The following is a 25,746-nucleotide window of genomic DNA, read 5'->3' as shown; positions in this document are numbered from 1 at the left end:
CGCGCCCACGGCAACGTAGGGAGCCCGCCATGGCCACCACGCAGACGGCCCATCCGGCGCCGGTCCCCGCCCGAACGATCTTCGGGCAACCGCGCTGGTTCGCCACCCTGTTCCTCACCGACATGTGGGAGCGCTTCAGCTTCTACGGGATGCAGGCGATTCTCTTCCTGTTCGCGGTGTCACCCGTCTCCGAGGGCGGGCTCGGCCTGTCCCCCGCCGAGGCGACCGCCCTGTTCGGCCTGTACATGGCGCTGCTGTTCATCGCCGCGGTGCCCGGCGCCTGGCTGGGCGACCGGGTACTCGGCGCCCGGCGCGCCACGCTGTTCAGCGGCATGGTGATCACCGCGGGTCACGTCTGCATGGCCCTGCCGGCCGGGTGGACGGTGTGGGCGGGGCTCGCTCTGATCATCGCCGGGACCGGCCTGCTCAAGCCCAACATGAGCGCGCTGCTCAGCGGCTTCTACGGTCCGGGCGACACCGAGCGCAGGGAGGCCGCGTTCTCCGTCTTCTACATGAGCATCCAGGTCAGCGCGCTGATCGCGCCCGTCATCACGGGATTCCTCGGCGAGACCGTCGACTGGCACCTCGGGTTCGGCGCGGCGGCCGTGGGCATGGCGTTCGGGGTGATCCAGTTCGCCGCCGGCAGGCGGCACTTCGGTCACGTCGGCGCGCTCCCCATCAACCCCGCCTCCCGGGCCGAGCGCGCGCGGGCCTTCCGCCGGGCCGGGATCTGGGCCGGTGTGGCCGTCGCCGCCGTTCTCGCCGACGGCCTCGCGGGGACCCTCAGGATCGAGCACGTCCTCATCCCCGTGGGCGTCCTGGTCCTCGCCGTGCCCGTGTTCCAGTTCCGTACGCTCCTGCGGCACCCGAGGCTGACGGCCGCGGAACGGAGCCGCGTGCTCGGCTTCGTCCGGCTCTTCCTCTCCTCCGCGATCTTCTGGATGATCTTCACGCAGTCGGGGTCGGTGCTGAGCCTGTTCGCGCGGGAGTCGGTCGACCGTGACGTCCTCGGTTTCGTGATCCCCGCGAGCTGGTTCCAGGGCGCCCATCCCCTGTTCATCCTCGTCATGGCCCCGCTCTTCGCCTACGCGTGGGTACGGCTCGGCCGGCACGCCGACGTGCCGGCCAAGTTCGCGCTCGGCCTCGGACTCGTCGGCCTGAGCTACGTGCTCATGGCACTGATCAGCCTCTCCGCCGGGGAGGGCGGCTCAGGGGGCGCGGACGGAGGGGGCACGGTCTCCCCGCTGTGGCTGCTCACGGTCTTCTTCCTGCAGGCGTGCGGCGAGCTGGCCCTGGCGCCCGTCGGGATCAGCGCGGCGGGCAGCGCGGCCCCGGCCTTCTACACGAGCCGGATGATGGGCGTGTGGTGGGTGTCAGCCGCCGTCGGCGCCGCCGTCGGCGGCCGGGTGGGGCAACTGGCCGGGGCCGTGCCCGCCCACCTGTACTACGCGTGCCTGGGCGGGGTGGCCCTGCTCGCCGGCGCCGTACTGCTCGCCCGCAGGCGGCGCCTGGCCCTGCTGCTCACCGCCGCCGATCCGGCACGGGTGTGACCTCCTCCGATCCGGTACGGGGACGCGGCGGGTTCAGCACGGAGAGCTGGGAGATGCAGCGCATCACCCGCCCGTCGAACCCCGCGTCCCCGTCCTCGACGACCGCCGCCACACCCGCGCTCCGCTCCCGGGCCGCCAGATACCCGACGGCCTCGCCGGTGTCCCCCTCGTACTGGTGGACCCGGATGAGTGTGGAGCCCCGGAGGAAGCTCGCGCTCGCGAGGATCGGCCCCTCCTCACCGGAGACGGGCGGCGCGGAGGCCAGGAGCTCGGCGGCGGCGGTCTCCGCGTCCGGGCGCAGGCCGTACCGGAGGGCGATCATGGAGGTGGCGACGCGGTCGCGACGGGCGTGCTCGTGGACCAGCGTCATGATCGAACGGCCGAAGTGGGCGCGGAAGCCGGCGGCTGTGGAGGTGTCCCTGGGGGTGGCGAGCAGCGGCGCGATGCGCCGCTCGGCCTCGTGCACCCCCGGCTGCGCCGCCATGTGACGGCCCACGGCGGCGAGGTCGCCCTCGTACTGGATGACCCGGACCATGTCGGTGTCCTGGATGAACAGGCCGGTGGCGAGCAGCCTCCCCACCTCCTTCCCGTCCTCGTCCCGCAGGACCGGCGAGTCGGCGCGGGTGAAGTTTCCCGGGGCGAAGATCTCGGCGATCTCGTCCTCGTGTCCCGGCGCGACGCCGTAGCTGATCGCGGCGAAGGGCATCGTGTCCTCCTGGTGTGATGACTGGTGTGCTGACCGGTGTGCTGGTCGGTCGTGACTGGTGGTTGGCGGGTTCGGCGGCCGACCTGGTGGCCGGCGCGGTGGTCGGCGCGGTGGGGGTCGGGGCCGGTCAGGACAGCACGACCGCGACGGCGTTCGCGGCCAGCGCGACCAGGGCGAGCGAGGTCCGCAGCATGTGCCACCCCCGCCACAGGGGCCTGGGGTCCTGCCAGCCCTCGGGGACCGCCTCGGGATCGACGGCCTTCACCCGGCGGTTGATGGGCACATTGCCCAGGTGGGAGACGAACTGGCTGGCCAGCAGCAGCACCCCCGCCACGACGAACAGGGTCCTGGGCAGCCGGTCGCCGGGCATCAGCCCGAGCCAGAGGTCGGCGACCATCGCCACGTTGACCACGATCGGCATCGTGGGGTGGTAGCCCTTGCCGAGCAGGCGATGGGTCTCGATGTAGCGCCCCGCCGGCAGGGCGAACAGGGCGGGCAGGACGCTGACGGCCACGGCGAACAGCACCCCGGCGACCACCCCGCTGGTGATCAGCGCGATTACCTCAAGTAGTTCCGGGATCACGTCCCGCTCCTCTCGACGACCCGGTACGGCGCAGCCATGGTCACGTCAGCCGGTGGAGGGTAACTCGACCGCCGCTTGAGCTGGCCCCTCGATCGGGACCTGAGCGCTCTTTGAGCAGCTCACGCCACCGTTGTGGGATCGGCCAGCGCGCGAAGCGACGTGGAACGGAGATCAGATGGACGGCAATTGGCACGGCGCCAGCACCATGACGGGGGCGCCTCCCCAGGCGCGGCCACCGGCCCAGGCCCGGCTGCTCCTGCTGACCAGCGGCAAGCGGATCTCGCAGGTGATCTACGCGCTGGCCGAGGTCGGCGTGGCGGACGTGCTCGCGGACGGGCCGCTGCCGGTCACCGAGATCGCGGAGAGAACGGCCACGGACCCGGACGCCCTGCGCCGCCTCCTCCGCTGCGCCTCGGCGGTCGGGGTCTTCACCGAGCAGGACGAGGGCGTCTACGCGCTGACCGAGATGGCCGAGGCGCTGCGGTCGGACGTGCCCGGCAGCCAGCGGGACATGGTCCTCTTCAACGGGTCGGACCTGCTCTGGTTCCCGTACGGGGAGATCGTCAGCGGCCTGCGCACCGGGCGGCCGGTGTTCTCTGAGATCTTCGGCTCGGAGTTCTTCGACCACCTGCGCGCCAACCCCGAGGCGGGTGCCCTGTTCGACCGGGCGATGACCCGGATGAGCGCCGCCACGACCGGCAGGTTCCTCGACGCGTACGACTTCGGCCGGTTCGCGGACGTGGTCGACGTCGGCGGGGGGCGCGGCCACTTCCTGGCGGGGCTGCTCGAACGGCACCCGCACGTCCGGGGGACGCTGGTCGACCAGCCCCAGGTGGTGACCGAGGCCGCCGCCGTGATGGCCGAGCGCGGCGTGGCGGACCGGGTGCGGCTGACGCCGGGCGACTTCTTCGGCGAGCTGCCCTCCGGGCACCGGGCGTACATCCTCAAGGCGGTGCTGCACGACTGGAACGACGAGGACGCCGCCGCCATCCTGAGGCGGGTCGGGGACGCCATGGGCAGCGATCCCGGGGCCCGGCTGCTCGTGCTGGAGCACGTGCTTGCGCCGGCGAACGTCTGGGACCACGGCAAGGTCCTCGACATCGACATGATGCTCCGCTTCGGCGGGCGCGAGCGGGACCTCGCCGAGTGGCGGGCGCTGCTCGGATCCGCCGGTTTCGAGATCGTCAACAGTCCGGGGGCGGGCCAGTGGACCGTCATCGAATGCCGCCGCACCGGGGCGACCGAGGCGACCGAGGATCAGGAGATTCGATGAGCGTGCACGGGAGGAGAGTCCTGCTCACCGGCGGAACGCGAGGGATCGGGCGGGCCGTCGCGCTCGGCCTGGCACGCGCCGGGGCGACCGTGGTGACGTGCGCCAGGCACGACGGCGAGGACGCGGAAGGGCTGCGCCGGGAGTTCAAGGAGATCGGCGGCGACCATCATGTCGTCCAGGCCGACGTGTCCGACGCCGGCGACGTGGACCGGCTGGTCGGCGTCTGCCTGTCGGCGGTGGGCGGGCTGGACGTCGTCGTCAACAACGCCGGCGCGATCAGCCACGCCCCGTTCGCCGAACTCGCCGTCGAGGACTGGCACCGGGTCCTGGACGCCAGCCTCACCGGCGCCTTCCTCGTCACCCAGCGGGCCCTTCCCCTGCTGGGCCACGGCGCCTCGATCGTCAACATCGGCGCCGCGGCCGCGCTGCGCGGGCTTCCCGGGCGGGCACACTACACCGCGGCGAAGGCGGGGCTGATCGGCCTGACCCGCTCGCTGGCGAAGGAGCTGGGACCGGCCGGCATCCGGGTCAACCTGGTCGCGCCCGGCCCGATCGAGACCGGGGAGGCGGACGAGCGGGCGCTCAGCCGCTACCGCCACCTGATCGCCCTCGGCCGGCCGGGCACGCCCGACGACGTGGCCGGAGCGGTGCTCTTCCTGGCCGGCGACCAGTCGCGGTTCGTCACCGGGGAGACCCTCATGGTGGACGGGGGCATCTGATGAAGGAGACCGCGCGGCGGACCGTACAGCAGGGCGTACAGCAGGGCGTGCGACAGGGCGGGGATCGGGGCGCGATCCGCGTGGTGCTCTGGTGCCGGGCGACCGGCGCCGACGTGGAGGCCGTCGAGTCGGCGTACCACCAGGTCAGCGCGACGCTGGCCGGAACCCCCGGCCTGCTCGGCAACGAACTGCTGCGATCCGCCGTCGAGCCGGACGTCTTCGCGGTCATGAGCGAGTGGGAGGACATGGCCGCCTTCACCGCGTGGGAGCGGGGGCCGGACCACCGCGACGCCACGGCGCCGCTCAGGGGATACCAGGAGCCGCACCGCGGCCGCTCGTTCGACCTCTTCCAGAAGGTGGCGGGCTACTCCTGACACGGGTTCGCCGCCCAGGCCCCTTCCCCGGGACCTGGGCGGCGAACTCGCGCTCAAGGTGGAAGCCTGATCATCCCGCCTGCCAGGACCCAGGCAAGCCCGCAGACCGGCTCCTACGGCTCAAGCCCGTCTCCAGCACGAGCAGCATCACGTATGCGCATCCTCCGCTGGTGATTCGTGAGGCGCCGGGGCGGTCAGGATGTGGACCTGGCGGCGAAGGACTCGATGGTGGCGGCGACCTCGGCGGGCGCGGACGCGTGGGCGCTGTGTCCCTGACCGTGCAGCACCACCCGCTCGGCGTGGGGCAGCACCCGAGCCAGCGCGTCGAGGCGTTCGCCCAGGTGGGCGGGACTGCGATCACCGCCGAGCAGCAGCATCGGGGTCTGGATCCCGGCATAGGCGTCGAGCCGGACGCCGAGCCGGTCCAGCGCTTCGTTGTCGTCGATCTGGTGGGAGACGAGCGGGCGCAAGCGCGGGCTGCACGCGGTGAAAACACCGGCGAGGAAGGCCATCCAGGCAGGGAGCCCTACGGTGTCCCGGATGAAGATTCGCATCGCCTTGCCGGGGTGACCGGCCGCGATGGCCTGCCGTGCGCGGGTGTTGATCTCGCCGCCGGGGCCGCCGAGCGGGTCGCCGATCACGACCGGCGGTTCGTAGAGGACGGCCCCGGCGAACGCCTCCGGCGCGGCGACCAGCGCCTCGAGAGCGACCACAGCACCTGAGGAGTGGCCGACGAGAAGGATCGGATGGGTGATCTCCCGCGTGGCGGCGAGCACGTGCTCGACCTCCTGAGGGATCGTCGCGGGGCCGGGCAGGTCCTGCCGGTACTGCCGCCGGTGCAGGCGTACCACCCGGTGGCGCGGCGTCAGCCGGGCCACCACTTTGTCCCAGGAGCGGCCGTCGTCCAGCCCTGGATGGAGGATGAGCACGGCCGGCCCTCGCCCCTCGTCCATAGCACGGACCTCTGTGCCGTCGGTTGCCGTGGTGATGATCATGTCAACCCCCTTAGCAACGCTAAGGCTAGTTTAGCGCTGCTAAGGTGTCAACGATGAGCGACCGCAGACGCCCCGGGCTGACCCGGCAGACGATGATCGACGCCGCGCTGCGGCTGCTGGACGAGGTTGGCCTGGACGGGCTGACGGTCCGGAGACTCGCGGCCGAGCTGGGCGTCCAGTCGCCGGCGCTGTACTGGCACATCCGCACCAAACAGGAACTGCTGGACGGCATGGCCGACGCGATCGTACGGGCCGCCGGCATGGGGCCACCACGGCGGGAAGAGCCCTGGCAGGAGTGGCTGGCCCGGCGCGCCCGCGCCTACCGGGCCTCGCTGCTCGCCCACCGCGACGGCGCCCGTGTCGTCGCCGGTGCGGCGACGCTCAGCCTCGAGACTCTGCGGATGTTCGAGGGCGAACTCGCCGCCATGACGGATCGCGGGTTCACCCCCGTGCTCGCGGTGCGCACGATCAGCACCCTCACCCACTACATCACCGGATTCGTGCTGCAGGAACAGGCCCCCCGCCCACCCGGGCAGCCCGTCGAGGAACCGATGCCGATCCTGACGGAGTCCCACCGCGCGGGCGGCAGCCCGCTCAGCGAGGATGCCTTCGAACACGGCCTGCGCGTGATCATCACCGGGACGGCCGCCACGCTGGGATGAGGCATCGGGGTGCGATCGAACTCTCCCCGATCAAGGCCGCCGACAAGCCGCGCCACCTGTGTCGGATTCCCACTCAGCGTCTTGACCACTGCCACCCTCGATTGGGTCCGCTCAGCGGTGCCGTGTGTCCACGTCGATGAGCGGCGGTTCCGTCCGGATCTGCCGCTCCGTACCCCCCGGGCACAAGCCCACGGCCCGACTGCCCGCTCGAAGCGCCGTCGATCCCGGTGACCGACCCCGAGGGCAACGAGTTCCGCCCGGACCGACGGAAGGGAACGACATCCCGGCCGTTCCTGTGGAAGACGACCGCGGAGGAGATCCTCGAATCCCTCGCATGAATGTCGCCGGCGAATTTCAGGCCCGGGACACTAGCGTTCCGCGCCCAGCGGGGCCGGCCAGGCGGCATAGCGGCGCAGCCCGTACAGCAGGGGGTCGCGGCGCGCCTCCTGCCGGATGAGGCAGGCCTCCCCGAGCACGATCACGTGGTCGCCGACCGCCTGTGTGCCGACGACCCGGCAGTGCGCGACCGCGTGCGCGTCGTCGATCAGGTGCGGCCCGGCTGCGTCGGGCCCTGCCTGCCAGCGAACCCGGTCGAAGCGGTCCGGGTCGCCGGAGGCGAACAGCCCGGCCGTGTCCGCCGCGCCCTCGTGCAGCAGATTGACGGCGAAGGTCAGCCGCCGTGTGATCGCCTCCAGGGTGGGGCTCCCGTACCGCACGCAGACCAGGAGGACCGGCGGGGTGAGCGTCACGCTGCACACGGACGAGCACGTCATCCCCTTGGGCTCGCCGTCCGGTCCGAAGGTCGTCAGGATCGCGACGCCGGTGGGGAATGCCGCCATCAGCGCGCGGAAGTCCGCGGGGCTGGCCGTGGAAGACGGTCGCCCGACGGGTTGTGCCGAAGGATCGATCACCTCGTACCTCCTGATCAGGGGCCACGCGACGAGGCCGGCGGCCGGGGCCGATGACCGGACCGGTGACCGGACCGGCGACCGGGGCGCGGCGGCCCCGCGCGCGGCGCCCACCCGGGCGCGCGCGCTGGGCCGCGAGGCGTCCCGCCTCGTCACGACGGGTCACGACGGGTCGCGCGTGGGTCGCGCGTGGGTCACAACATCCCGATGTAGCCGGCGATGTGGCGGCCCGCCCAGCTGTCCAGGTCGTTCAGAAGCTGGGCGTTCAGCTCCGGATCCGTCCGGAACGCCTCCAGCGCCCGGCTCTGCGTGAGCGCCCGGGAGACCAGCGCGTCACCCGCCTTCCTTCGGGCCCACCAGTCCTCGATCGGCTCGGCGCGCTGGAGCAGGCGGGCGGGCACCTTCTGGCCCAGGAGGATGTTGTCGATCCCGGCCAGGCCGAAGAACGTGGGCGCCGCCCCGAGAGCGAGGTCGAGGATGTACGGGTCGCGCCGGGTGAGCGGCGCCCCGTTCTGGTAGAGCGCGAGCAGCGGCTGGAAGCCGGAGATGTCGCACCGCTCGCGGACGTCCTTCCAGAACTCCGTGTCGAGCCGGGTGTTGAACTTGTAGTGGATCGCCAGGAACCAGCGGATCGCGTCCCAGCGCTGCCCGAGCCCGATGTTGACGACGTCCCGGGCCTGCTCGTCGGACCAGGAGGCCGGGAGCACGCTGGTCAGCGTCTGCACGGCGAGGGCGATCATCAGCAGGCCGGTGGACTCCAGCGGCTCCACGAAGGCGTAGGAGTTGCCGATCGCCATCACGTTCCCGCGCCAGGCCTTGTCGTGCCTGCCGCTGCGGAAACGCACCTGCCGCAGTCCCTCGATGCCGGGGAACCTCTCGGTCAGCTCCTTGTGCGCCTCGTCGTCCGACAGCGCCGACGACGAGTACACGTACCCCAGGTGGTCGCTCTGGGGGGTCGGGATGTTCCAGCACCATCCCGCGTTCATGGTCGTCGCGGTGGTGTAGGGCTTGAGGTGGCCGCCGTTCTCCAGGTTGCCGGTCACGGCCGAGTCGGTGAACAGGCTGCCGGCGTAGCTGTGGAAGGGCGTGTCGAGCGCCTTGCCCAGCAGCATGGACCGGAAGCCGGTGCAGTCCACGTAGAAGTCGTACCGGAGCTCGCGGCCGTCGGTCGTCCGCACGTGGTCGACCCACTCGTCGTCGCCGAGCACGACGTCGTCGAGTCGCGCCTCGACGTGCCGTACGCCACGCTGCTCCGCCAGCTCGGTCAGGAAGGCGACGAACCGGGCGTTGTCGAGGTGGTAGGCGAAGGGGAGGTACTTCATCAGCGACACGTACTTGCCGTCGATCTCGTAGACCCCGGCGCGGTCGGCCATCATCATCAGCGACTGCACGGTGAAGCCGTTGACCGTGTTCTCCGCCTCAAGGGCTCCGAGCGCGCCGATCGAATGGTGGTGCCAGTCGAACGTGGCCATGAACCCGTCCGGGTCGGGGCCCCAGTCGAACTTGATGCCGAGCTTCCAGGTGGGCTCCACCTTGCGGTAGAGCTCCATCGGGTCGATGCCGAGGAAGTGGTGGAGGAACATCACCATGTAGGAGACGGTGGCCTCGCCCACCCCGATGATCGGGATCTCCTTGGACTCGACGAGGGTGACGTCGAGCCAGGGGCGCTTGGTCTTCAGCGCGAGCGCCGTCATGTAGCCGGCGGTCCCGCCGCCGATCACCCCGATGCTGCGGATGGCGCGGGGGTCGTCGTCGGACGGGCGGAAGCGGTCGCTCTCGACCTTCTCGTGGTGCTCGGTCAGGGCCTTCGGGGAGACCCCCGCGGGCGCGCCCGGCCAGCCGGGTGTTCCGCCCAGCCATGCCTTCACGCCGGCCGACTCCTGCTCGGTGAGCGTTTCCAGCAGCACGTCCAGCGGAGTCTGGCCCCCTGGCCCCATCGCGCCACTCCAGTGTTGCATCTTGGCACTCCTGACATCGGGAATCTCGGCCGCCCGGTCGGGACGGCCGGGGACATCGGGTGGGTGAGATGTCGCGCGTTCCTCGCCCGCGTCTCACTGTGGTCACCGGGCCTCGGATGCCGCTGGAGAGCCGCTCGGAGAAGGTTCTCGACCGGTCGTCCACTCCGCTCCGAGCGTGTACGGACATCCTTCGGGGACGCGATACCGACCGCAGGAGGCTGCCGCCGTGTCCGAAGGTGACGAGAGCCTGCCGTGGCGCCTCCTGGCCCGGGCTGCCATCGGGGTGATGAAGGCGCTGGCGGCGTACGGCAGGACGGTCTACAGCCTGCCCGTCCCCGTCCCCGTCCCCGCTGACGGCGACGGCGACGGCGACGGCGACGCGGTCACCGTGCCCGACGACCTGTCGGAGCTGGAGGAGCGCTGGCCGGAGGCATGGGTGGATGACTGACCGCCCGTGCCGGCGGTTCCGTGGAGACTCACCGGCACGGGCGGCGCTGTGGGGCAGCCGTACGGCGGGCGTCGCGGGAGCCGTACGGCGGGCGTCGGACGCTGTACGGCGGGCGTCGCGGGGGGCGTGCGGCGAGCCCGGTACGGGACGGCGGTACGGAAGGCGGTATGGGATGGCCCGGACTCAGGCCCTGGCCAGCACCATGGCGCTCTGGAACCCGCCGAAGCCGCTGCCGACGCTGAGCACCGCGTCCATCGTGTGCTCGCGGGCCGTTATCGGCACGTAGTCGAGATCGCACTCGGGGTCGGCGTTGTACAGGTTGGCCGTCGGCGGCACGGCCTGCCGGTCGAGCGCGAGCGCGCACGCCGCGACCTCGATCGAGCCGATCGCCCCGAGCGAATGGCCGATCATCGACTTGATCGAGCTCACCGGGACCTCGTACGCCCGCGCGCCCAGACTGCGCTTGAAGGCCGCGGTCTCGTGCCGGTCGTTCTGCTTGGTCCCAGAGCCGTGGGCGTTGACGTAGTCGATGTCGTGCGGCCCGATCCTGCCCTGGTCCATGGCGACCCTGATGGCCTCGGCCATCTCCCTGCCGTCGGGCTTGAGCCCCGTCATGTGGAAGGCGTTGCTGCGGCTCGCGAACCCGACGATCTCGGCGTAGATGTGCGCGCCGCGGCGACGCGCACGCTCCGCGTCCTCCAGCACCAGGACGGCGGCGCCCTCTCCGAGGACGAACCCGTTGCGCCGGGCGTCGAACGGCCTCGACGCGTGCTCCGGATCGTCGTTGTTCGGCGACGTCGCCTTGATCGCGTCGAAGCACGCGGACGTGATCGGTGAGATGGGCGCGTCGGTGGCGCCCGCGATGACGACGTCCGCCGCGCCCTCGCGGATGATCTCCACACCGTGGCCCACCGCGTCCAGGCCGGACGTGCACCCCGTGGAGATCAGCGCCGTCGGCCCCTCCGCGCCGACCTCCCAGGCGACCTCGACGGCGAGCGTGCTGGGCACCATGTATCCGTACAGATGCGGGACGCCGTGGCGGTGGTCCACCAGCCATTCGCGTCCCTCGTCGGAGAGCACGGCGTACTCGGTCTCGAGGCCCATCGTGCATCCGACCGCGCTGCCGATGCTCACCGCGATCCGGCCGGGGTCCAGCGCCGCAGGTTCCAGGCCGCTGTCCGCCACGGCCTCGCGGGTGCAGACCACGGCGAACTGCGCGGCGCGGTCCATCCGGCGGATCTCCCGTCCGGTGAGACCGGCCGCGCGCGGGTCGAAGTCCACCTCCGCCGCGATCCGCGACCGGAACCCGGAGGGGTCGAACAGCGAGATCCTTCGCGTCGCCGTACGGCCGGCGGTGAGCAGTTCCCAGAACGGCTCCCGCCCGACCCCTCCCGGTGCCACCGTGCCGATCCCCGTGACGGCGACGCTCCGTGACATCACGATCCCCCCACGACCGGATCGGCCAGGTCGGGCCGGGGCAGCGTCTCGGTGTCGACATGGCCGAGCTCGGGCCTCGGCGCCAGCGGGGACAGGTGGAACACCACGTGGGCGGTATCCGCGCCGACGTTGCGCAGCCGGTGCCTGGTGCCGATCGGCACCAGGAGCGAGTCCCCGGCGCCCAGCTTCACCGGCTCGCCGTCCAGAGCCATCTCCAGCTCCCCGGAGACGACGTGGAGGAACTCCTCCGAGTACGGGTGGTAGTGCTCGGCGACGAACTCGTCCGGCGAAAGCCGGAGCACTCCGCCGAATCCCGATGTGCAGCCGACCGTCCTGGGACTGAGCGTCACCCTGATGTCGCCGCCGCGCCGGCGGTTGGCCGCCACGCTCTCCAGATTGATCGGCAGCCCGCGTGATTCGTTCACTGGATCCTCCCCTCGTCCGCCGTCCACACGTAGAACGACGTGGCCATGGCGTCCTTCGGCTCCTTCCAGCCGGGGTCGTACGGCGAGACGAACTCCGTGAGCCTGGTGTTGATGTCCTGGTAGAGCGGGTGGCTCCGTGCCTTGTACAGACGCGGGGAGATGTCCTCGTCGGCCTCCACGAGGTGGAAGTACAGGTCGTGGAAGGCGAAGAGCGAGCGTCGCGACACGCCGATCATGTGGGGCAGCCCCGTCGCGTCCGATTCGGCGAAGACGTCCGCGATCCGGCCGGGATCATCCGTCTTCAGCCTCGCCACTATCAACGTGCGATGCACCGTGACCTCCTGTGGGTCTCTACCAGCGGTGCGGCCAGTGTCGCCACCGCCGCTGGAGACCGGCTCGAACCGGGCTAGACGGGCGATGGAGCGGCGCCGGGGCATCGCCCCACCGGCCGTCAAGCACGCCTCGAGCCGCCGACCCGACCCTCGGAGGACGCCCTCGCGCCGATCGGCGTACGCGCGACGACAGGAGATGTGATGGCCACCCATCTGGTGACGACCCTGCTCATCGGCCTCGCGGCGATCGTCGCCCTCGCCTCCGCGCTGGGCGCCGTGGCCCGGCGCGTCGACCTGCCACCGGTGATCGGCGAGGTGTTCGCCGGGATCCTGCTCGGCCCGACGCTGTTCGGCGGGGCGGTGACGGAGACCTTGTTCCCCACCGACATCCGCCCGTTCCTCGCCGCGCTCGCCAACGTCGGCGTGGTGGTGTTCATGTTCCTCGTCGGCCTCGAACTGAACCACGGCCAACTGCGCCGCGGCCTCGGGGTGGCGGCCACGGTGTCGGCCGGTTCGATCGTGGTGCCGTTCACGCTGGGCGCGGCGCTGGCGCTGGCGCTGGCCGACGGTCACCCGGTCCCCGACCGTCTGGCGTTCGTGCTCTTCATGGGCGCCGCCATGTCCGTGACCGCGTTCCCCGTGCTCGCCCGGATCCTCACCGACCGGAACATGCACCAGACCCCGACCGGCGGTCTCGCCCTGGCGTGCGCGGCCGCCGACGACGTGCTCGCCTGGTCGATCCTCGCCGTCGTCGTCACCGTCGTCGGCACGGGCGGCGAACAGTGGCGGATGCTGCTCCTGGTGCCCTATCTGGCGCTGATGTTCGGCCTGGTCCGCCCGCTGCTCAGGAAGCTGGCGGCCGCGGGCGGATCGCCCGGTCGGCTCACCCCCGCCAAGCTCGGCGCCGTACTCGTCGGCCTGCTGCTGTCCGCGTGCCTGACCGAGTGGATCGGGCTGCACTTCATCTTCGGCGCGTTCCTCTTCGGCGCCGTGATGCCGCGTGAAGCAGCCGAGCAGATGCGTGCGGAGATACTCGACGGCCTCGGGCAGTTCACCGGCGTCCTGCTTCTGCCGATCTTCTTCGTCGTCGGCGGCCTCAACGTCGACCTGTCCCGGATCGGCGCGGCGGGCGTCGGAGAGCTCGGCCTGATCCTGCTGGTCGCGATCGGCGGCAAGTTCACGGGCGCCTTCCTCGGCGCGCGCATCCACGGGCTGCGCGCCCGCCAGTCGGCGACCCTCGCCGCGCTCATGAACACCCGGGGGCTCACCGAGCTCATCATCCTGAGCGTCGGTCTCCAGCTTCACCTGCTGGACCGCACTCTCTATTCGTTGATGGTGGTCATGGCCCTGGTCACGACGGCCATGACCGGGCCGCTGCTGAGGCTGTTCCACCCCGTGCCGTCCACGCCCGAGGTGGCGGACGTCCGCCAGCCCGTGTCGTGACGGCCCTGCGTCACGAGGCCCGGTCAGCTCCCCATGACGTGAAAGCCGGCCGGGCACCCGCGTCGTGAAGGCCGGCTAGATGTCCCCCGACATCGCGCGTCCCAGGCCGGCCAGGGCCTCGTACGCGCTGCGTCCCTCCGCGACGGCCTCCAGCTCGAAGACACCCACCGATGTGGGCGGGTAGCCGATGAGCTCGACCGCCCTGCTCACCCGCGCGGGACCGTCCATGTGCGCGGCGGAGTCCCACAGGTAGATCGCCCCCCACACCTGGCGATCCGGATTGGCGAACCACAACTTCAACCTCATGCCGTCGAGCAGGGAGTACGCGTCCACCGCGTAGTCGCGCAGGTACTCGCGAAGGCTGTCCACGGTCTGGGCGGATCGGCTGAGATCCCACGCGACGATCGAGACGTACATTGCCGTGCTCCTCGCTCAGGGGAAGGGGTGCGGGTGGGGGTTGATACCGGCCGCGCCCCCTGCGGGACGCAGCCTCGGCAGGCCGTGCACCCGCCGGTACGCGTGTCCGAAGGTCATCGGCACCATGCCGGGGATGACGACCTTGACGCAGGAGAGGCCGCCGATCCGGTGCTCGGGCGTGGTCTGGTCCACGACGACCACGTCCAGGCCGCTCGCGAGATAGCGGTCGAGCAGCGCGCCCAGGTCGTCCCGGAGGTCGGCGTTGCGGAAGGCCGCGATGTCTCCCACATCGGCCGTCCGGCGTACCTCCGGCGAGTCGAGGAGGAACCCGAGCCGTGCGGCCGCCCCCGGGTCCCCGTAAAGAGTGGAATGGTGCGCCATGTCCGTCACCAGAGACGGATCGTCCGCCATCCTCCGCGCGAGGTCGCGCTGGGCCGGATGGCGGCGGATCCGGTCGGTGAGGATCGGACCGAGCTCGCTCAGCGCGTTCTCCACCGCGCGTTCGGGATCGAGATGGGCGCCCGCGGCGCACACCGCCGCCGGCCGCTTCCCGTCCCCGATCGGGTCGACCGCCATCGCCCAGACGCACGGGACGCCCTGCTCGCGTGTGGTGTCGAAGGCCATGATCCGGTAGCCGGTCTCATGCTCGATCGCCTCGGCGACCAGGGATGTGGACTGCCCGGCGGAGCCGAGGTCGATCCGGGGCGCGGGCGTGCGGAGATACCACGTCATGAGGAAGGCGTCCCGCTCGGCGACCTCCAGGACGCCGTGCAGGATCGCCTCCTCCAGGCAACCGCCGAGCGCGCACCCGTTGGAGGTCTCGTACACGAAGGGCCCGTCCGGGTCGCCCACGGGACGTGTCCGGTAGTACGCGTAGGACTCGGGGACCAGGATCGGTTCGCGGCGGGCGAAGGAGTACCCCCACACCCACGGGATGGAGGTGGTTTCCCGGAACGGCGGATGGCGAAAGCCAGGCGCCCGGTGCCATTCCTCCGGGTAGAGCCCGAGAAGCCGGGGATCGAGCGCCCGGTCCGCGATGTCGGCGTACGCGGCGCGGACGGCGGTGCGCTTCCCGCCGGGACGCATGCCGCCGTAACGCTCCAGGGCCTCAAGCAGCGCGGTCAACCGGCTGCTGCGATATCCGCGGCTGCGGCCGTAGCCGTGCTCGACCCCGCCGTCCCGCAGCCCCATGGGAGCTCCGGCGACGGGGAGACCGCCGTCGTCGCTCTCGACGACCTTCCGGATGAGGCCCGTCTCCTCGTCGACGTAGAGCGCGAGGAGGTCGTCCAGCTCGTCGGCCACGTCCCGGATCCGGTACGCCCGTGGGCCGAGTTTGGGCCGCGGCACCGACGTGATCTCCGCGAGCGCCGCCGCGTCCATGGGCAGGCCACCGCAGTCCGGGCAGAGCGGATCGGGCAGGACACGGTGCTCCCCGACCCGCAGGGTGTCCAGATCGACATAGAGCAGCGCCCCTCGGGTGCGCATACGCGCCGGATCCACGGCCAGCAACTCCAGCTCGCCCCCGACGAGGGCCGCCACGAGGAAGGCGGCCTGCGGGGTGAGCCACGAGGACGGCCGCTCCGCGAGCTCCGCGCCGTGCCGTTCCCGTACGGCCGCGTGACCGAGGGAATCGGGGCGGGCCAGCCGTCGGCGGAGCTCCGCGCAGCTCCAGCAGCCCGGTACGCCGGGGAGCTCCACGGGACCGAGGACGACCCGGCCAAGCTCGGCATGGACCCCGAGCCACGGCACTCCCACTTGGGCGCAGGCCTTGCGCAGGCCGGGGCGGCCGCCGACGTCCCAGGCGTCGCTCGCCACGACGACCGGAACGCCGACCGGAACGCCGACGCTCGCGACGTCTCCCGGCGCGAGACAGGGATATCGAAGAACCTCACCGGAACCGGACAGCACCTCGGCGATCGCGTCGGCGATGAGCCCGTCGCCGAGCAGGACGGCGCGAGGCCCGTGCTCACTCATGCCCCGGCACCTCACGCCCTGCCATCAGGTGCCCCGGTACCCCACGCCCCTGCGCCTCACGAACTGACACCGCAGGAGCCGGCATCTCAGGCCCCGGCACCACGTGCACGGCGTACGGCATGACGTCGGCGACCTCCGGATCATGGTCGAGCGGGACTGCCACGGGCCGCATGCCCCGGCGCTCCAGCGCGGCCACGATGTCCGCCACGGAGACGGGGGGACGGACCTGCCGCGTGATCCCGCTCGTCGCTCTCTCCGGGAGGCGTGCCCGCGCTCTCTCAGGGAGTCGTGCCCGTGGTGTGGGGGCGTATCCCGGACGTCCGTCGGCCTGGGACTGGGACGTGAGCACCGCCTGTTCCAGCGCGTCGCGTATGGCGTCCTCCATCGTCAACCCGGCGGCCTCGCCCGCCACGGAGCCGTCCAGACTGCACACCACGGCGGGCACCCCGAGCGGCCCGGTGATGTCGTGGAGCGCGACGGCCCGCCCCGTCGCCGCGAGGATGGCCCGATACCGGTCACCCCGCGCGTCCAGGGGCATGGCGGTGAGGTCGAGCCGCGAGCGGAAGGCGCCCAGCGCGGCATCCGGGTCGACCTCGTCCACCCCCAGCTCGCCCGAGGCGAGATGGCCCGAAGCCGATTCCTCCGAAACCAGCTCGTCCGAGGAGAGATCGGGACGGCCTGACGCTGGATCATTCAGAACGAGATGGCCCGACGTGAGGTCACCCAGAGCCAGGTCGCCCGAAATGAGGCCCCCCGGGTTCACGCCGTCCGGGTTCACGCCGTCCGGATGCGGGTCGTCCGAGCGCAGGTCAGCCGAGTGCAGGTCGTCCAGGGTCAGGTTGAGGCACAGACCCAGCAGGCCGGTCACGATCGCCTGCCGCCAGGCGTACCCGGCCGCCACTCCGGAGGTGACCGGGGCGGCGGCGCCGAGCCCAGGGAAGACGGCGAGGGCGTTCACGAGGATCGGCTCTCCGTCAACGAGGCCACTCCCCCATACGTATCCCGTGACCCGGCCGGATCTCAGGTTCGCCATGGCCTCCCAGGGGTCGTCGTCCGGCCCCACGAGCGCTTGTCCGTACGCGTCAACGAGCCGCCGTGGATCGACAGCCAGCGCGCCGTACATCGCGAACGCCTTGAGCGCGGCGGCCAGGCGTGCGGCGGGGAAGTCCACGCCCGCTCCCGTGACCACCGGCCTCGCGGACCGGGCATCCGCGCTCACCCCAGAGACCGCCGACCCCGCCGACCGGACATCCGCGCTCACCCCAGGGGCACCCGGCCTCATGGACCGTACGTCCGATGAGGCGAGGAGGCGGGCCGGGTCCGACACCTCGATCTCGCAGACGTGCAGGGGAATCTGTGCGTACTCGCGTTCGGTCGGCCGGCCGAGCACGCCCGCCCGGGGTCCCACGTAGGCCATCGTCCGGCGGGCGAGCGACTCGGCGTCGAGGGCGGGGCCCCGGACGAGGGCGCTGACGCGCTTCACGAGGTCCTCGGCCGTTGCGGGCTCGACCGGCACGGTGAACGGGTGCGGGACGAACGTGTGCGACTCGGTGCGCAGCGTCATGAGGTCCGTCCGCGTCATGCGCGCCGCCTCGTCCGCGTCGAGAAGGCCGGTGACCGCTTGGAACGCCCGGTGGACGAGCTGGGCGGCCAGGACGGCGGCGACCGGCCCCTCCAGTGCTGGGTACGAGGCGGTGCTGCCGCCCGCGAAGGCCAAACCGCCCTCAGACGAGGCGGTGCCGCCGTCCGCCACGACCGCGCCGCCATCCGCGTTGGCGTGCTGCCGGGACAGGACGCGGAGCCAGCCTGAGGTCCAGCTCGGTCCTCCGGCGGTCACCCGGCCGATGGGCCCCATCCACGCGGCCTCCCCCACGACGACCAGTTGGACCAGCCGCGCTCGCCCGCCCGTACAGATCCGGTCGATTTCCCGCGCACGATCGGGGCGATCGGAGACGTGAACGACCAGGTCGGCATCGCTCAGCCGTGCGGCAAGCGACCCACCACACAGGTCATCTGGCGGCGTCACGAACGACCCGTCACGCGGCCCGCCCAGCCGCGTCATGAACGACCCGCCACGCATGTCGCCCGGCGATGCGGCGAACGACCCGCCGGAAAGGTCGTGCGAGGGTGGCCGGTCGGCTCGCTCACCGGGCTCCGGCGGCACCACACCGGGCTCCGGCGGCACCGCACCGGGCTCGGGCGGCACATCACCGGGAGGAGGATCTCGGAGGTCGATCACCCGTATCGATCGCAGGCCGGACCGGAGCGCCGCCTGGGCCGCGGCTGCGAGCAGAGGGCCCTCACCCACCACCACAACGGACTGATCGCGATAGCCGCGCAGCGTACGGGTGCCGGAGCCGGTGAAATGGTCCAGATACCTGTGGAGCGCCGATTCCCTGTCCGGAGGCGGAGCTGACGGAGCCTCGCGCGTCCTCTCCGTGACCACGTCGCGGGAGATCAGGTCGGTCAGGAAACGCTCGACCATCTGACGCCGTTCCGGCGCCAGATCGGCCGTCAGTTCCGCCATGGTGAACCTGCCGTCCAGGTACGGCGCGAGCCGTACCAGCAGCTGATGGACGGACCCGCCGGTGAAGGAGACAGGACCCCGATGGGTGAGGACGTGGAGCCCCTCGGGAGAAGCGGCGTAGTAGACGTCGGGGCGTAGGAGCAGGCCCATGTTCTCCTCCACAAGGTGTGATCAGGTGAGGGGGCGGCTGCCGAGCGCGAACTCGCCGACGCTGCCCTCGTCAAGGTCCTCAAGCCCGGTGGCGGCGGCGAAGGCCGAGGCGTCACCGCCGCCCAGCGCGCACGCCGCCAGTCCCATGGCGGTGGCCGCGAGGTACATGGTCTGCTGCAGCACGCCGACGTGTTTGAGTACCAGCGAGTACGGCATCTCCTGGTAGGTCAGCATCAGGCGGCCGAACCGCGCCGCCATGATGATCAGCACCTGGGGCCGCGTCTCCGTCCCGGCCGCCCAGCCCGCCGCCATGAGCAGCCGGTCCACTTCAGGACCCGCGGGCCGTACCAGCCGAAGCCGATGTTCCTGCGCGTCGTAGTGGTACATCCCCGGAGTCAGACCGGAGGCCAGGCGGACGACGGGATACAGCTCCAGTTCGTGTGCCGCGCCGCCCGAAGGATAGGGGCGGTCGAGCTTCTCCTCGCCCTCCTCCATGCGGCTCCCCCGGATCCGGGCACAGCGGTAGAGCAGCTCGCCGAGCTGGGCGACCGTGATCGGGTTGTCGTCGTCGTGGACGCGCGTCGATCGGCGGTCCTCGACGACGGCCGCGAGCGGAGGGTCCAGGCGCCGCAGCGCGTCCACGTCCGGCCGGGGAAGATCGACGGAGATACCGGAGTACGCGGTACGACGAGCGGGCAACGGGTCGAAGACGCCCTTTCCCCAGGACGTGCGTCCCCAGCCCCGCTCGGGCGGCAGCCGGTCGCGCATGCGGGTCCGCTCGTGGAACCACAGCTCGTGCGGGGTCCACTGCCGGAGGTTCCTCGCGGTGTCCTCCGAACCTCCCGCCGGTATGACGAGCCCGGCCCAGCGTAGGTCCCGCAGCGTCCGTGCCACCGCCGGAGCGGGCAGCGATCCGACCGCGTCAGCGGCCGTCGGCTGCGCCAGCCCGCCCAGCAACGCCATCACGCGGGGATCGTGCACGCGGACCCGCCCCCACGCCAGCGGCGATTCCAACGTCATCTGCCGCTCATCCCTGCGGATGACCGCGAAGCGTGACAGGACGAGTTCCTCCCCGGCCGATTCCATCGACGACGGAGGCGGTGGAGGCGGGCACAGCGCGCGCAGGGTGTAAAGAGGACGGCCCCGGTAACCGACAGTCGTCTCCAGCCAGCCTCCCCTGAGCAGAACGTCAAGGAGTTCGCGAGTGGTGCCGCCGACATCGTCGAGAGCGATGACGCCGTGGCGGGCGCCCGTGACACCGTGAGCCTCACCGAGGACACCGTGAGCAGTGGAAGCAGCAGCGGAAGCGGTGGTGTCGGTGTCGGTGTCGGTGTCGGTGTCGATGTCGATGTCGATGTCGATGTCGATGTCGATGTCGGTGTCGATGACGGTGTCGATGACGGTGTCGATGACGGTGTCGATGACGGTGACGGTGTCGGTGTCGGTGTCGATGACGTCGTGCCGTGCCGCCAGGTCGAGCAGCTCCCGGAGCGTCGCCGTCTCCGCCGCGAGCCTGCGCAGCAGCGCACGCCGTCCCGCGTCCAGTCGCCCCAGTGACTGCCCGCGGCCCCAGCGCTGCACGAGGTGCACCGTCCCACGATCGTCCACGACGCTCCACACACCGGGTCGCAGTCGCAGCCTCTCCTCGCAGTCGTCTGTCGTCACGAGGACGCCTCCCGGTGAGTGTCGAATCGGGCACTGTCGCCCTGGGCGGTATCCCCGTGGCCGGAGCCGAGCCGGTCCGCGTCCACCTGGCCGGAATCGAACCGGCCAGTGTCGGACCCGGCAGAGTCGAACCCGGCAGAGTCGAAGACGGCAGAGTCGAAGACGGCAGAGTCGAAGACGGGCACCCGCTCGACCGGCACCGAGGCCACGTCGAGCGCCGAGACGCCGAAGTGGTCCTCAACCGTGCCCGCGATCAGATGGCACAGCAGATATCGCTCCACCGGCGTCACCCCCAGCCGGGTCAGGTGGAGATAGGTGTAGTTCGTCATGAGGCGGTACACCGTGAACCAGGTGGCCGAACGGGTCTCGGCCCAGGCCGGGGTGGAGTACAACTCGCGGTGGAACGGGCTGTCATCGGACGTTCCCGTCCAGGTCGACCGCCGGGACGCGCCGTCGGGATCCAGAGAGAGCCGGCCCTCCTCGATGTATCGCGCCGCCCTCGGCCGGAACGGGGCGAGCGCCTCCACCCAGGCACGCGCGTACGGCGTGGCCAGAGCGCTCCGGTCCAGTCTCGCGTCGGGTTCCGGCGCCCACCCATCGGGTGCCTTCGCGTCCAGCGCCGCGAGCACCGCGCGCAGCCGTGCCGCGAGCTGCCCCGCGTTCCTCCGCCGGTGCTCCTCCCAGCCGTGCCGCAGTCCGCGCCCTTCGGGATGCAGTTCGAGGAACGCCTCGGCGTGCGAGCGGAAGGAGACGAACCCATTGGCGACGCCGATCCCGGACAACGCGTGCGCCGTGGCCACCATGAGGTCGAAGGCGATGCCGAGCCGCTGCCCGCCCCTCCTGACGGCATCGGTCATCTGGAAGGCCAGATCCGTCGTGACGGCGTAGAAGTCAGCCAGCAACTCCGCCGCCTCGATGCCGCCCAGCGTGTGCAATCGCCGGTCATACTCGGCGCGCCGTACGGAATTGTCCTGATACCAGGGCAGGAGCGGCCCCGGCTCGTCCTCCAGGTCGGCGAGCCGCCGGTGGAGGGCCAGATATTCCTCGGGGACCAGCCGGGCCGTGGACGGCTGTCTCTTCAGGAAGCCGCCGATCACCTCCTGTACGGCCGGCCACACCAGGCGGTCCACGGTCCGTGCGTCGGCGTATACGTTGACCCGCACATGCGGTCCACGCTTCCAGTGCCGCACGTAGAAGGCGCCTTCGACCTGCCCGCGAAGCCGGGCGAGGAGCGGGCGCACGCCGTCCAGGATCAGGTCGTCCTGGACGCCGTGATAGTGGATGTGGAAGCTCTCCCAGCTCATCGCGGCACTCCATCACCTCGAACGGCCGCGTCGCCCACACTGAGCTCCAGGTCCACGGCGCGTTCTGTCATCCCGGCGGACCCCGTCTCTCCGGCGAGTTCGCTCCTCTCAGCGAACCCCGCCTCCTCGGCTGGTTCTGTTCTCTCGGCCGCCCCCGTCTCTCCGGCGAACGCCACGACGGCGCGGGCGGCCATGCCCCGTACAGCGGCTTCCTCGCCCGGGGAGACGCCGAGCCGGTTGCACACCAGATGGGCGCAGATGTCCGTCACCGCGACCGCACGTACTCGGGGGATCTCGGCCGTGACCTCCCCGGATCCCTCCCATCCGCGCTCCGGGGGGACGAACGCGCGTGCGGCGATCTGCGCCTCGAGCACGTCGGTGAGGGTCCGGACCGACCGGGACCACGAGGCGAGCGACCCACCGTCCGCCAGCTCCGGCGCGTGCCGCGCGAGCCGGGCCAGCCGGGCCATGTCCCGCGCCAGGCTGAGAAGCGGACCACGCCGCGCCTCGAAAGCCGCGTCCGGCCGCCACCCCACCTCCCCCAGCGTCTCGGCGGCACTCGTTTCGCCCGCCTCCCCGAGGCCACTGCCGCCTCCGGCGCGTCCGAAGGCGGGGACGGCGAATTCGGCGACGTCAGCGACGTCAGCGGGATCGGGCCGGCACGCGAACCACGCGAGCAGGATCATCGCGAACGCCGCCGTGGCGCGCCGGGCGGGCGACGCCTCCCTCCGCAGCACCGACATCGCGATCGCGCTGGACTCCGTGAAGTGCCGCTCCACGGCCTCCATCGAGGCTCCGTCGCCGTACCGACGGTGTTCCCGCCGGTACGGCACGAACGCGAGCGTGTCGGTGGGCCACAGGCGCGGCGAGTACGACGACAGCCCCTCCCATTCGGCCAGAGCCCGCGCGAGCCGGCCGTAGTCCGCCTGACCGACGCGCTCCGACGAGGGGTGCACCCGGACGTACGTGTCGAAGCGGGCGGTCAGCAGTCCCTCGATGTCCGAGCGGGCGCGGCCGGGAGCGGGCAGCACCCGTACGCGTACGTGCGGCCCGCCGTCCCAGTAACGCAGGAAGAACCACTGTTCGACCAGGCCGGCTGCCACGAGTTCCGTGATCAGCGGGTCGATCAGGTCCACCAGGAGGCGGTCCAGGTCGCCCTGGTAGAAGGCGTGCGCGCTGATCCAGTCCCGTTCAGGCCGCACGGCGATCCCCCCGCTCCGAGATCTCCAGCAGGAACTCCGAGACGCTGGGGTCGGCCGGATCGCCGCCGACGGCGTCCTCCGGCGCCGGCAGCGCCTCCTCGAAGATCACGGCACCGCCCGCTCCGGCCACCGCGCGCTCGAACACCATCACCAGCAGCCAGTTGGTGAAGTCCACGTAGAACGGCTTGCGCGACCGGTCGAGATACCACGCCGCCCCGGCCCCTCCGTGCTCCTGAACCCGTACGAAGCACCGTGCCGGAATCCGATGGTCCGCCAGCCACTGCGCCATCCTCAGCAGATAGCCGGCGTCGGACTCGCCCTTGCCCCGCACCGGAACCTGTTCGATCGGCGCCGTCCATCGTGCCCGGCGTACCACCAGACGGCCGATCTCGACGCGCGGGAGGGCGACGACCGGGCCGGACGGCGCCTCCGCCCCGTCAGCCAGCGGCGAGACGCTGGGGTGGAGGTAATAACTCCCGCCGAAGCCGAGTGCGAGCAACCGGGCGAGCGGCGGCAGCAGCGCCTCGGTCATCATGCCGACGTGCAGCGGCCGCACCTCGGCATCCAGCCTGTCGGAGAACAACCGCGCCAGGCCGGTCAGCGGGTCGTGCGCCACCGTGAGCTCGCCCGGCGCCACGCGTTCGGCCTCGGGCCGGGCACTGACCGTGAACGGATAGTCGATCTCGTACGGCAGGCCGGCCCGGCGCACGTTGAGCGGAGTGCCGAACAACCCGCCCAGCTCGGCGGGAACCGGCTGCTCCGCACTCCAGCCGCCCTCGGACGGCACGGCGCCGCCCGCCTGCTCAAGCAGGTGCGTCAACCGGGTACGGCCCCTGCCGTACCCGGAGTAGGCCACGTTGAGCACCAGCCGCAGCGGGTCCTCCGCCCGGACGATCTGGAGGTAGCAGGCGAGCGACCGGGTGGGCTCGATCCATTCCGGCCAGGATCGGGCGGCACCGGCCATCGCCGCCGGATCGACGCGGACGACCCCGTCCGCGTCCGGCGCTCCGTTGATCACTCGGAGAGCCTCGCGCCGGAGCCGGTCCAGTTCCCGGAGCCGCGGCAGGCGCCCCTCCGCCCGCACCGCCGTACGGGGAGACGCGTTCTGGAGCAGGCGACGCATGTCCCACGCGGCCGCGCCGAGGTCCACGCCGTCCCGCACCCCCGCGCCGAGGTCCACGCCGTCCCGCGCGGCCATCTCTTCCTGGACCACCCGGTGGAAGGTCAGGAGGGGCACCCGCGCGCCCGGGCCGAACCGCTCCTCGCAGAACGCCCCCAGGGCGACCCGCAACGGCAACATGCCGTCGAAGACGGCGAGCCAACGCCGTACGGCGTCCAGGTCCTCCAGTGCCGGCCGCCAGCGCGGTAGCGAGCACGTCACCCGAGGCCCGACGTAGACGGCGTTCTCATGAAATATGTGCTTATCGGGTTCGACGCCGGGATCGTCGATCATGCCCGTGCGAACCGCGAGGTCGCCCACGGTCCGCCGCAGTGCGCGCTGCCGGTCGTCGTGTCCCACGACGTCGTGCACCGGGACGGGCCGGCGCAGCTCCGCCCTGGCCCGGTCCACGAGACCGACGACGTCGATCCGGGCGCCGGCGCGCGCGGCCAGCCAGCCGCTCCATTCGCCGAGCGGGTCCCCGGAGAGGTCGGGCACCGGCGACTGCTGTTCCAGCAGGCCCACCCGTACCAGCCCGGCGAGGAACCGCTCGACCCGCTCGCCCGCCCCGTGCCGGGTGGTCAGGTGGTCGCGGAGGCCGGTCAACGTGCATCGGGGATTCTCCGCGACGGCGGCGAGGCACGCCTCGATGGCCGGGGTGACCGGCAGCGTCACGATCGGCTCGTCCGGTGGACGGCCGACGAAGCTCAGCGTCTCCCCCGTCACGGTGACGCTCGGGTTGACACGCAGCCGCAGCGAGGCCGCGAGCGCGGCGTCGGCCCCCACCACCCGGCCGAAGCCCTGAGTCACGAGAGCGCTGAGTTCCAGCACGCCGCTGACCTCGGTCGGCCCCTCGAACCGCAGCGGCGCGTCATCCGCCGCCCAGCCGGCCGCGCCGCTGACGGTGAAGGTGCTGTATGGGCTGGTCCTGGCGGCCGCCCGCGCCACGTACTTGGCCAGGCGGACCAACGACTGCCGGCGCGGACGGTCGTTCCCGTCCGCCAGCCACTTGGTCAGTTCCACGAACAGCGCCGGGCTGGCCTGCGACAACGCCCGGCGGAACGCGGGGCTGGCGGCGGCATCTCTGATCACGGCCATCGCGTCCGCCGCCTCGGCCGCCAGCACGTCAGGCAGTCCGGCTCTGAGCCGTTCGCTCTCGTCCAGAGCCGCCAGCCACGTGGTCACCCTCCGGCCCACGTCCTCCGGCAGACGCGCCGCCACGCTCTCGTTCCATTCACCGGCCCCGGGCCTGCGCCCCCGGTGCAGCGCCCGGCGCAGGCCGACCAGCCGGGGTTTCAGGTCGCCGTCCAGCGGCGCGCCGATGATCTCGTACAACGCCGCCGCGAGTGCCTCGCCCTCGCTCCCGGTCACTCTCCTCAACCGGATGAACCGCTCAATCCGCGTGGACAGCGCCGTGGACCGCAGCCGGGTCAGGACCGACGCCGGCAATCCCGCCGTCCGTATCACCAGCGACGGTTCCACCCGTACGCCATCGGACAGCCTCAAGTCGATGCTCATTATGTTCCGCCCAGGCC

22 protein-coding genes are annotated in these 25,746 nt (G+C 71.7%); 7 read left to right on the top strand and 15 right to left on the bottom strand.

Annotated features, from left to right (window positions below):
• The first annotated feature begins 29 nt into the window (after positions 1-29).
• Entirely contained in the window at positions 30-1,550 is a 1,521-nt protein-coding gene (locus AB0I59_RS04300) for a peptide MFS transporter (protein ID WP_358129886.1), read from the top strand.
• Here the strand turns inward: AB0I59_RS04300 and AB0I59_RS04295 are convergent.
• Together AB0I59_RS04295 and AB0I59_RS04290 are read right to left on the bottom strand one after the other, a co-directional pair.
• Positions 1,522-2,256, bottom strand: coding sequence for a SchA/CurD-like domain-containing protein (locus AB0I59_RS04295; protein ID WP_063818808.1), 735 nt, complete (start codon positions 2,254-2,256; stop codon positions 1,522-1,524). The genes AB0I59_RS04300 and AB0I59_RS04295 overlap by 29 nt on opposite strands.
• A gap of 127 nt (positions 2,257-2,383) precedes the next feature.
• Entirely contained in the window at positions 2,384-2,839 is a 456-nt protein-coding gene (locus AB0I59_RS04290; RefSeq protein WP_358129883.1) for an anthrone oxygenase family protein, read from the bottom strand.
• 175 nt (positions 2,840-3,014) lie between these two features.
• Here AB0I59_RS04290 and AB0I59_RS04285 point away from each other — a divergent pair, with 175 nt between their 5' ends.
• From AB0I59_RS04285 to AB0I59_RS04275, 3 genes are read left to right on the top strand one after another with little or no spacing between them, the layout of a single operon-like run.
• The gene (locus tag AB0I59_RS04285) at positions 3,015-4,112 is read left to right on the top strand and encodes a methyltransferase (protein ID WP_358129880.1); all 1,098 of its coding nucleotides are present in this window, start codon (positions 3,015-3,017) and stop codon (positions 4,110-4,112) included.
• Complete coding sequence (locus tag AB0I59_RS04280; RefSeq protein WP_061257463.1) at positions 4,109-4,831, top strand: SDR family NAD(P)-dependent oxidoreductase; 723 nt, start codon at positions 4,109-4,111, stop codon at positions 4,829-4,831. The genes AB0I59_RS04285 and AB0I59_RS04280 overlap by 4 nt, the downstream gene beginning before the upstream one ends.
• Entirely contained in the window at positions 4,831-5,205 is a 375-nt protein-coding gene (locus tag AB0I59_RS04275; RefSeq protein ID WP_358129877.1) for an antibiotic biosynthesis monooxygenase family protein, read from the top strand. The genes AB0I59_RS04280 and AB0I59_RS04275 overlap by 1 nt, the downstream gene beginning before the upstream one ends.
• A gap of 194 nt (positions 5,206-5,399) precedes the next feature.
• Here AB0I59_RS04275 and AB0I59_RS04270 read toward each other — a convergent pair whose 3' ends face one another.
• Entirely contained in the window at positions 5,400-6,200 is an 801-nt protein-coding gene (locus AB0I59_RS04270; protein ID WP_358129874.1) for an alpha/beta fold hydrolase, read from the bottom strand.
• 53 nt (positions 6,201-6,253) lie between these two features.
• Between AB0I59_RS04270 and AB0I59_RS04265 the strand changes: the two genes are divergently transcribed.
• Positions 6,254-6,862: a TetR/AcrR family transcriptional regulator C-terminal domain-containing protein gene (locus AB0I59_RS04265; protein ID WP_358129872.1), complete on the top strand. Its 609-nt coding sequence runs from the start codon at positions 6,254-6,256 to the stop codon at positions 6,860-6,862.
• Positions 6,863-7,230: 368 nt separating this feature from the next.
• Here AB0I59_RS04265 and AB0I59_RS04260 read toward each other — a convergent pair whose 3' ends face one another.
• Positions 7,231-7,773: a flavin reductase family protein gene (locus AB0I59_RS04260; RefSeq protein WP_358129870.1), complete on the bottom strand. Its 543-nt coding sequence runs from the start codon at positions 7,771-7,773 to the stop codon at positions 7,231-7,233.
• Positions 7,774-7,964: 191 nt separating this feature from the next.
• The gene (locus AB0I59_RS04255) at positions 7,965-9,728 is read right to left on the bottom strand and encodes a tryptophan halogenase family protein (protein ID WP_358129867.1); all 1,764 of its coding nucleotides are present in this window, start codon (positions 9,726-9,728) and stop codon (positions 7,965-7,967) included.
• Between the two features lie 226 nt (positions 9,729-9,954).
• Here AB0I59_RS04255 and AB0I59_RS04250 point away from each other — a divergent pair, with 226 nt between their 5' ends.
• The gene (locus tag AB0I59_RS04250; protein ID WP_358129864.1) at positions 9,955-10,176 is read left to right on the top strand and encodes a hypothetical protein; all 222 of its coding nucleotides are present in this window, start codon (positions 9,955-9,957) and stop codon (positions 10,174-10,176) included.
• Between the two features lie 183 nt (positions 10,177-10,359).
• Here the strand turns inward: AB0I59_RS04250 and AB0I59_RS04245 are convergent, their stop codons facing one another.
• Genes AB0I59_RS04245 through AB0I59_RS04235 form a run of 3 tightly spaced genes read right to left on the bottom strand, consistent with a single transcriptional unit; the run spans position 10,360 to position 12,370 of the window.
• Complete coding sequence (locus AB0I59_RS04245) at positions 10,360-11,613, bottom strand: beta-ketoacyl-[acyl-carrier-protein] synthase family protein (protein WP_061257458.1); 1,254 nt, start codon at positions 11,611-11,613, stop codon at positions 10,360-10,362.
• Positions 11,613-12,038 carry a cupin domain-containing protein gene (locus AB0I59_RS04240; RefSeq protein WP_061257457.1) on the bottom strand — a complete coding sequence of 142 codons (426 nt, stop codon included), beginning with the start codon at positions 12,036-12,038 and terminating at the stop codon, positions 11,613-11,615. The genes AB0I59_RS04245 and AB0I59_RS04240 overlap by 1 nt, the downstream gene beginning before the upstream one ends.
• A complete protein-coding gene (locus AB0I59_RS04235; protein WP_061257456.1) occupies positions 12,035-12,370 on the bottom strand; it encodes a TcmI family type II polyketide cyclase in 336 nt (111 codons plus the stop codon). The genes AB0I59_RS04240 and AB0I59_RS04235 overlap by 4 nt, the downstream gene beginning before the upstream one ends.
• A 201-nt stretch (positions 12,371-12,571) precedes the next feature.
• On the opposite strand from AB0I59_RS04235, the gene AB0I59_RS04230 reads away from it, so the two are divergent.
• Entirely contained in the window at positions 12,572-13,813 is a 1,242-nt protein-coding gene (locus tag AB0I59_RS04230) for a cation:proton antiporter domain-containing protein (protein WP_061257455.1), read from the top strand.
• A gap of 75 nt (positions 13,814-13,888) precedes the next feature.
• Here the strand turns inward: AB0I59_RS04230 and AB0I59_RS04225 are convergent, their stop codons facing one another.
• The 7 genes from AB0I59_RS04225 to AB0I59_RS04195 are packed head-to-tail and all read right to left on the bottom strand — an operon-like array spanning position 13,889 to position 25,717.
• Positions 13,889-14,230 carry a hypothetical protein gene (locus tag AB0I59_RS04225; RefSeq protein ID WP_061257454.1) on the bottom strand — a complete coding sequence of 114 codons (342 nt, stop codon included), beginning with the start codon at positions 14,228-14,230 and terminating at the stop codon, positions 13,889-13,891.
• Between the two features lie 15 nt (positions 14,231-14,245).
• Complete coding sequence (locus tag AB0I59_RS04220; protein ID WP_358129859.1) at positions 14,246-16,204, bottom strand: TOMM precursor leader peptide-binding protein; 1,959 nt, start codon at positions 16,202-16,204, stop codon at positions 14,246-14,248.
• The gene (locus AB0I59_RS04215; RefSeq protein WP_358129856.1) at positions 16,197-18,881 is read right to left on the bottom strand and encodes a YcaO-like family protein; all 2,685 of its coding nucleotides are present in this window, start codon (positions 18,879-18,881) and stop codon (positions 16,197-16,199) included. Before AB0I59_RS04215 ends, AB0I59_RS04220 begins: the two co-directional genes overlap by 8 nt.
• A 21-nt stretch (positions 18,882-18,902) precedes the next feature.
• On the bottom strand, positions 18,903-20,546 hold the full coding sequence (locus AB0I59_RS04210) for a SagB/ThcOx family dehydrogenase (protein WP_358129853.1): 1,644 nt from the start codon (positions 20,544-20,546) through the stop codon (positions 18,903-18,905).
• Complete coding sequence (locus tag AB0I59_RS04205; RefSeq protein WP_358129850.1) at positions 20,543-21,850, bottom strand: thiopeptide maturation pyridine synthase; 1,308 nt, start codon at positions 21,848-21,850, stop codon at positions 20,543-20,545. Before AB0I59_RS04205 ends, AB0I59_RS04210 begins: the two co-directional genes overlap by 4 nt.
• Complete coding sequence (locus tag AB0I59_RS04200; RefSeq protein ID WP_358129847.1) at positions 21,847-23,052, bottom strand: thiopeptide-type bacteriocin biosynthesis protein; 1,206 nt, start codon at positions 23,050-23,052, stop codon at positions 21,847-21,849. The genes AB0I59_RS04205 and AB0I59_RS04200 overlap by 4 nt, the downstream gene beginning before the upstream one ends.
• Positions 23,042-25,717 carry a lantibiotic dehydratase gene (locus AB0I59_RS04195; RefSeq protein ID WP_358129844.1) on the bottom strand — a complete coding sequence of 892 codons (2,676 nt, stop codon included), beginning with the start codon at positions 25,715-25,717 and terminating at the stop codon, positions 23,042-23,044. Before AB0I59_RS04195 ends, AB0I59_RS04200 begins: the two co-directional genes overlap by 11 nt.
• Positions 25,718-25,746 lie beyond the last annotated feature (29 nt).

The organism is Microtetraspora glauca, assembly GCF_040656155.1.
GTDB lineage: Bacteria > Actinomycetota > Actinomycetes > Streptosporangiales > Streptosporangiaceae > Microtetraspora > Microtetraspora glauca.
This window is presented reverse-complemented; position numbering and strand designations above follow the sequence as displayed.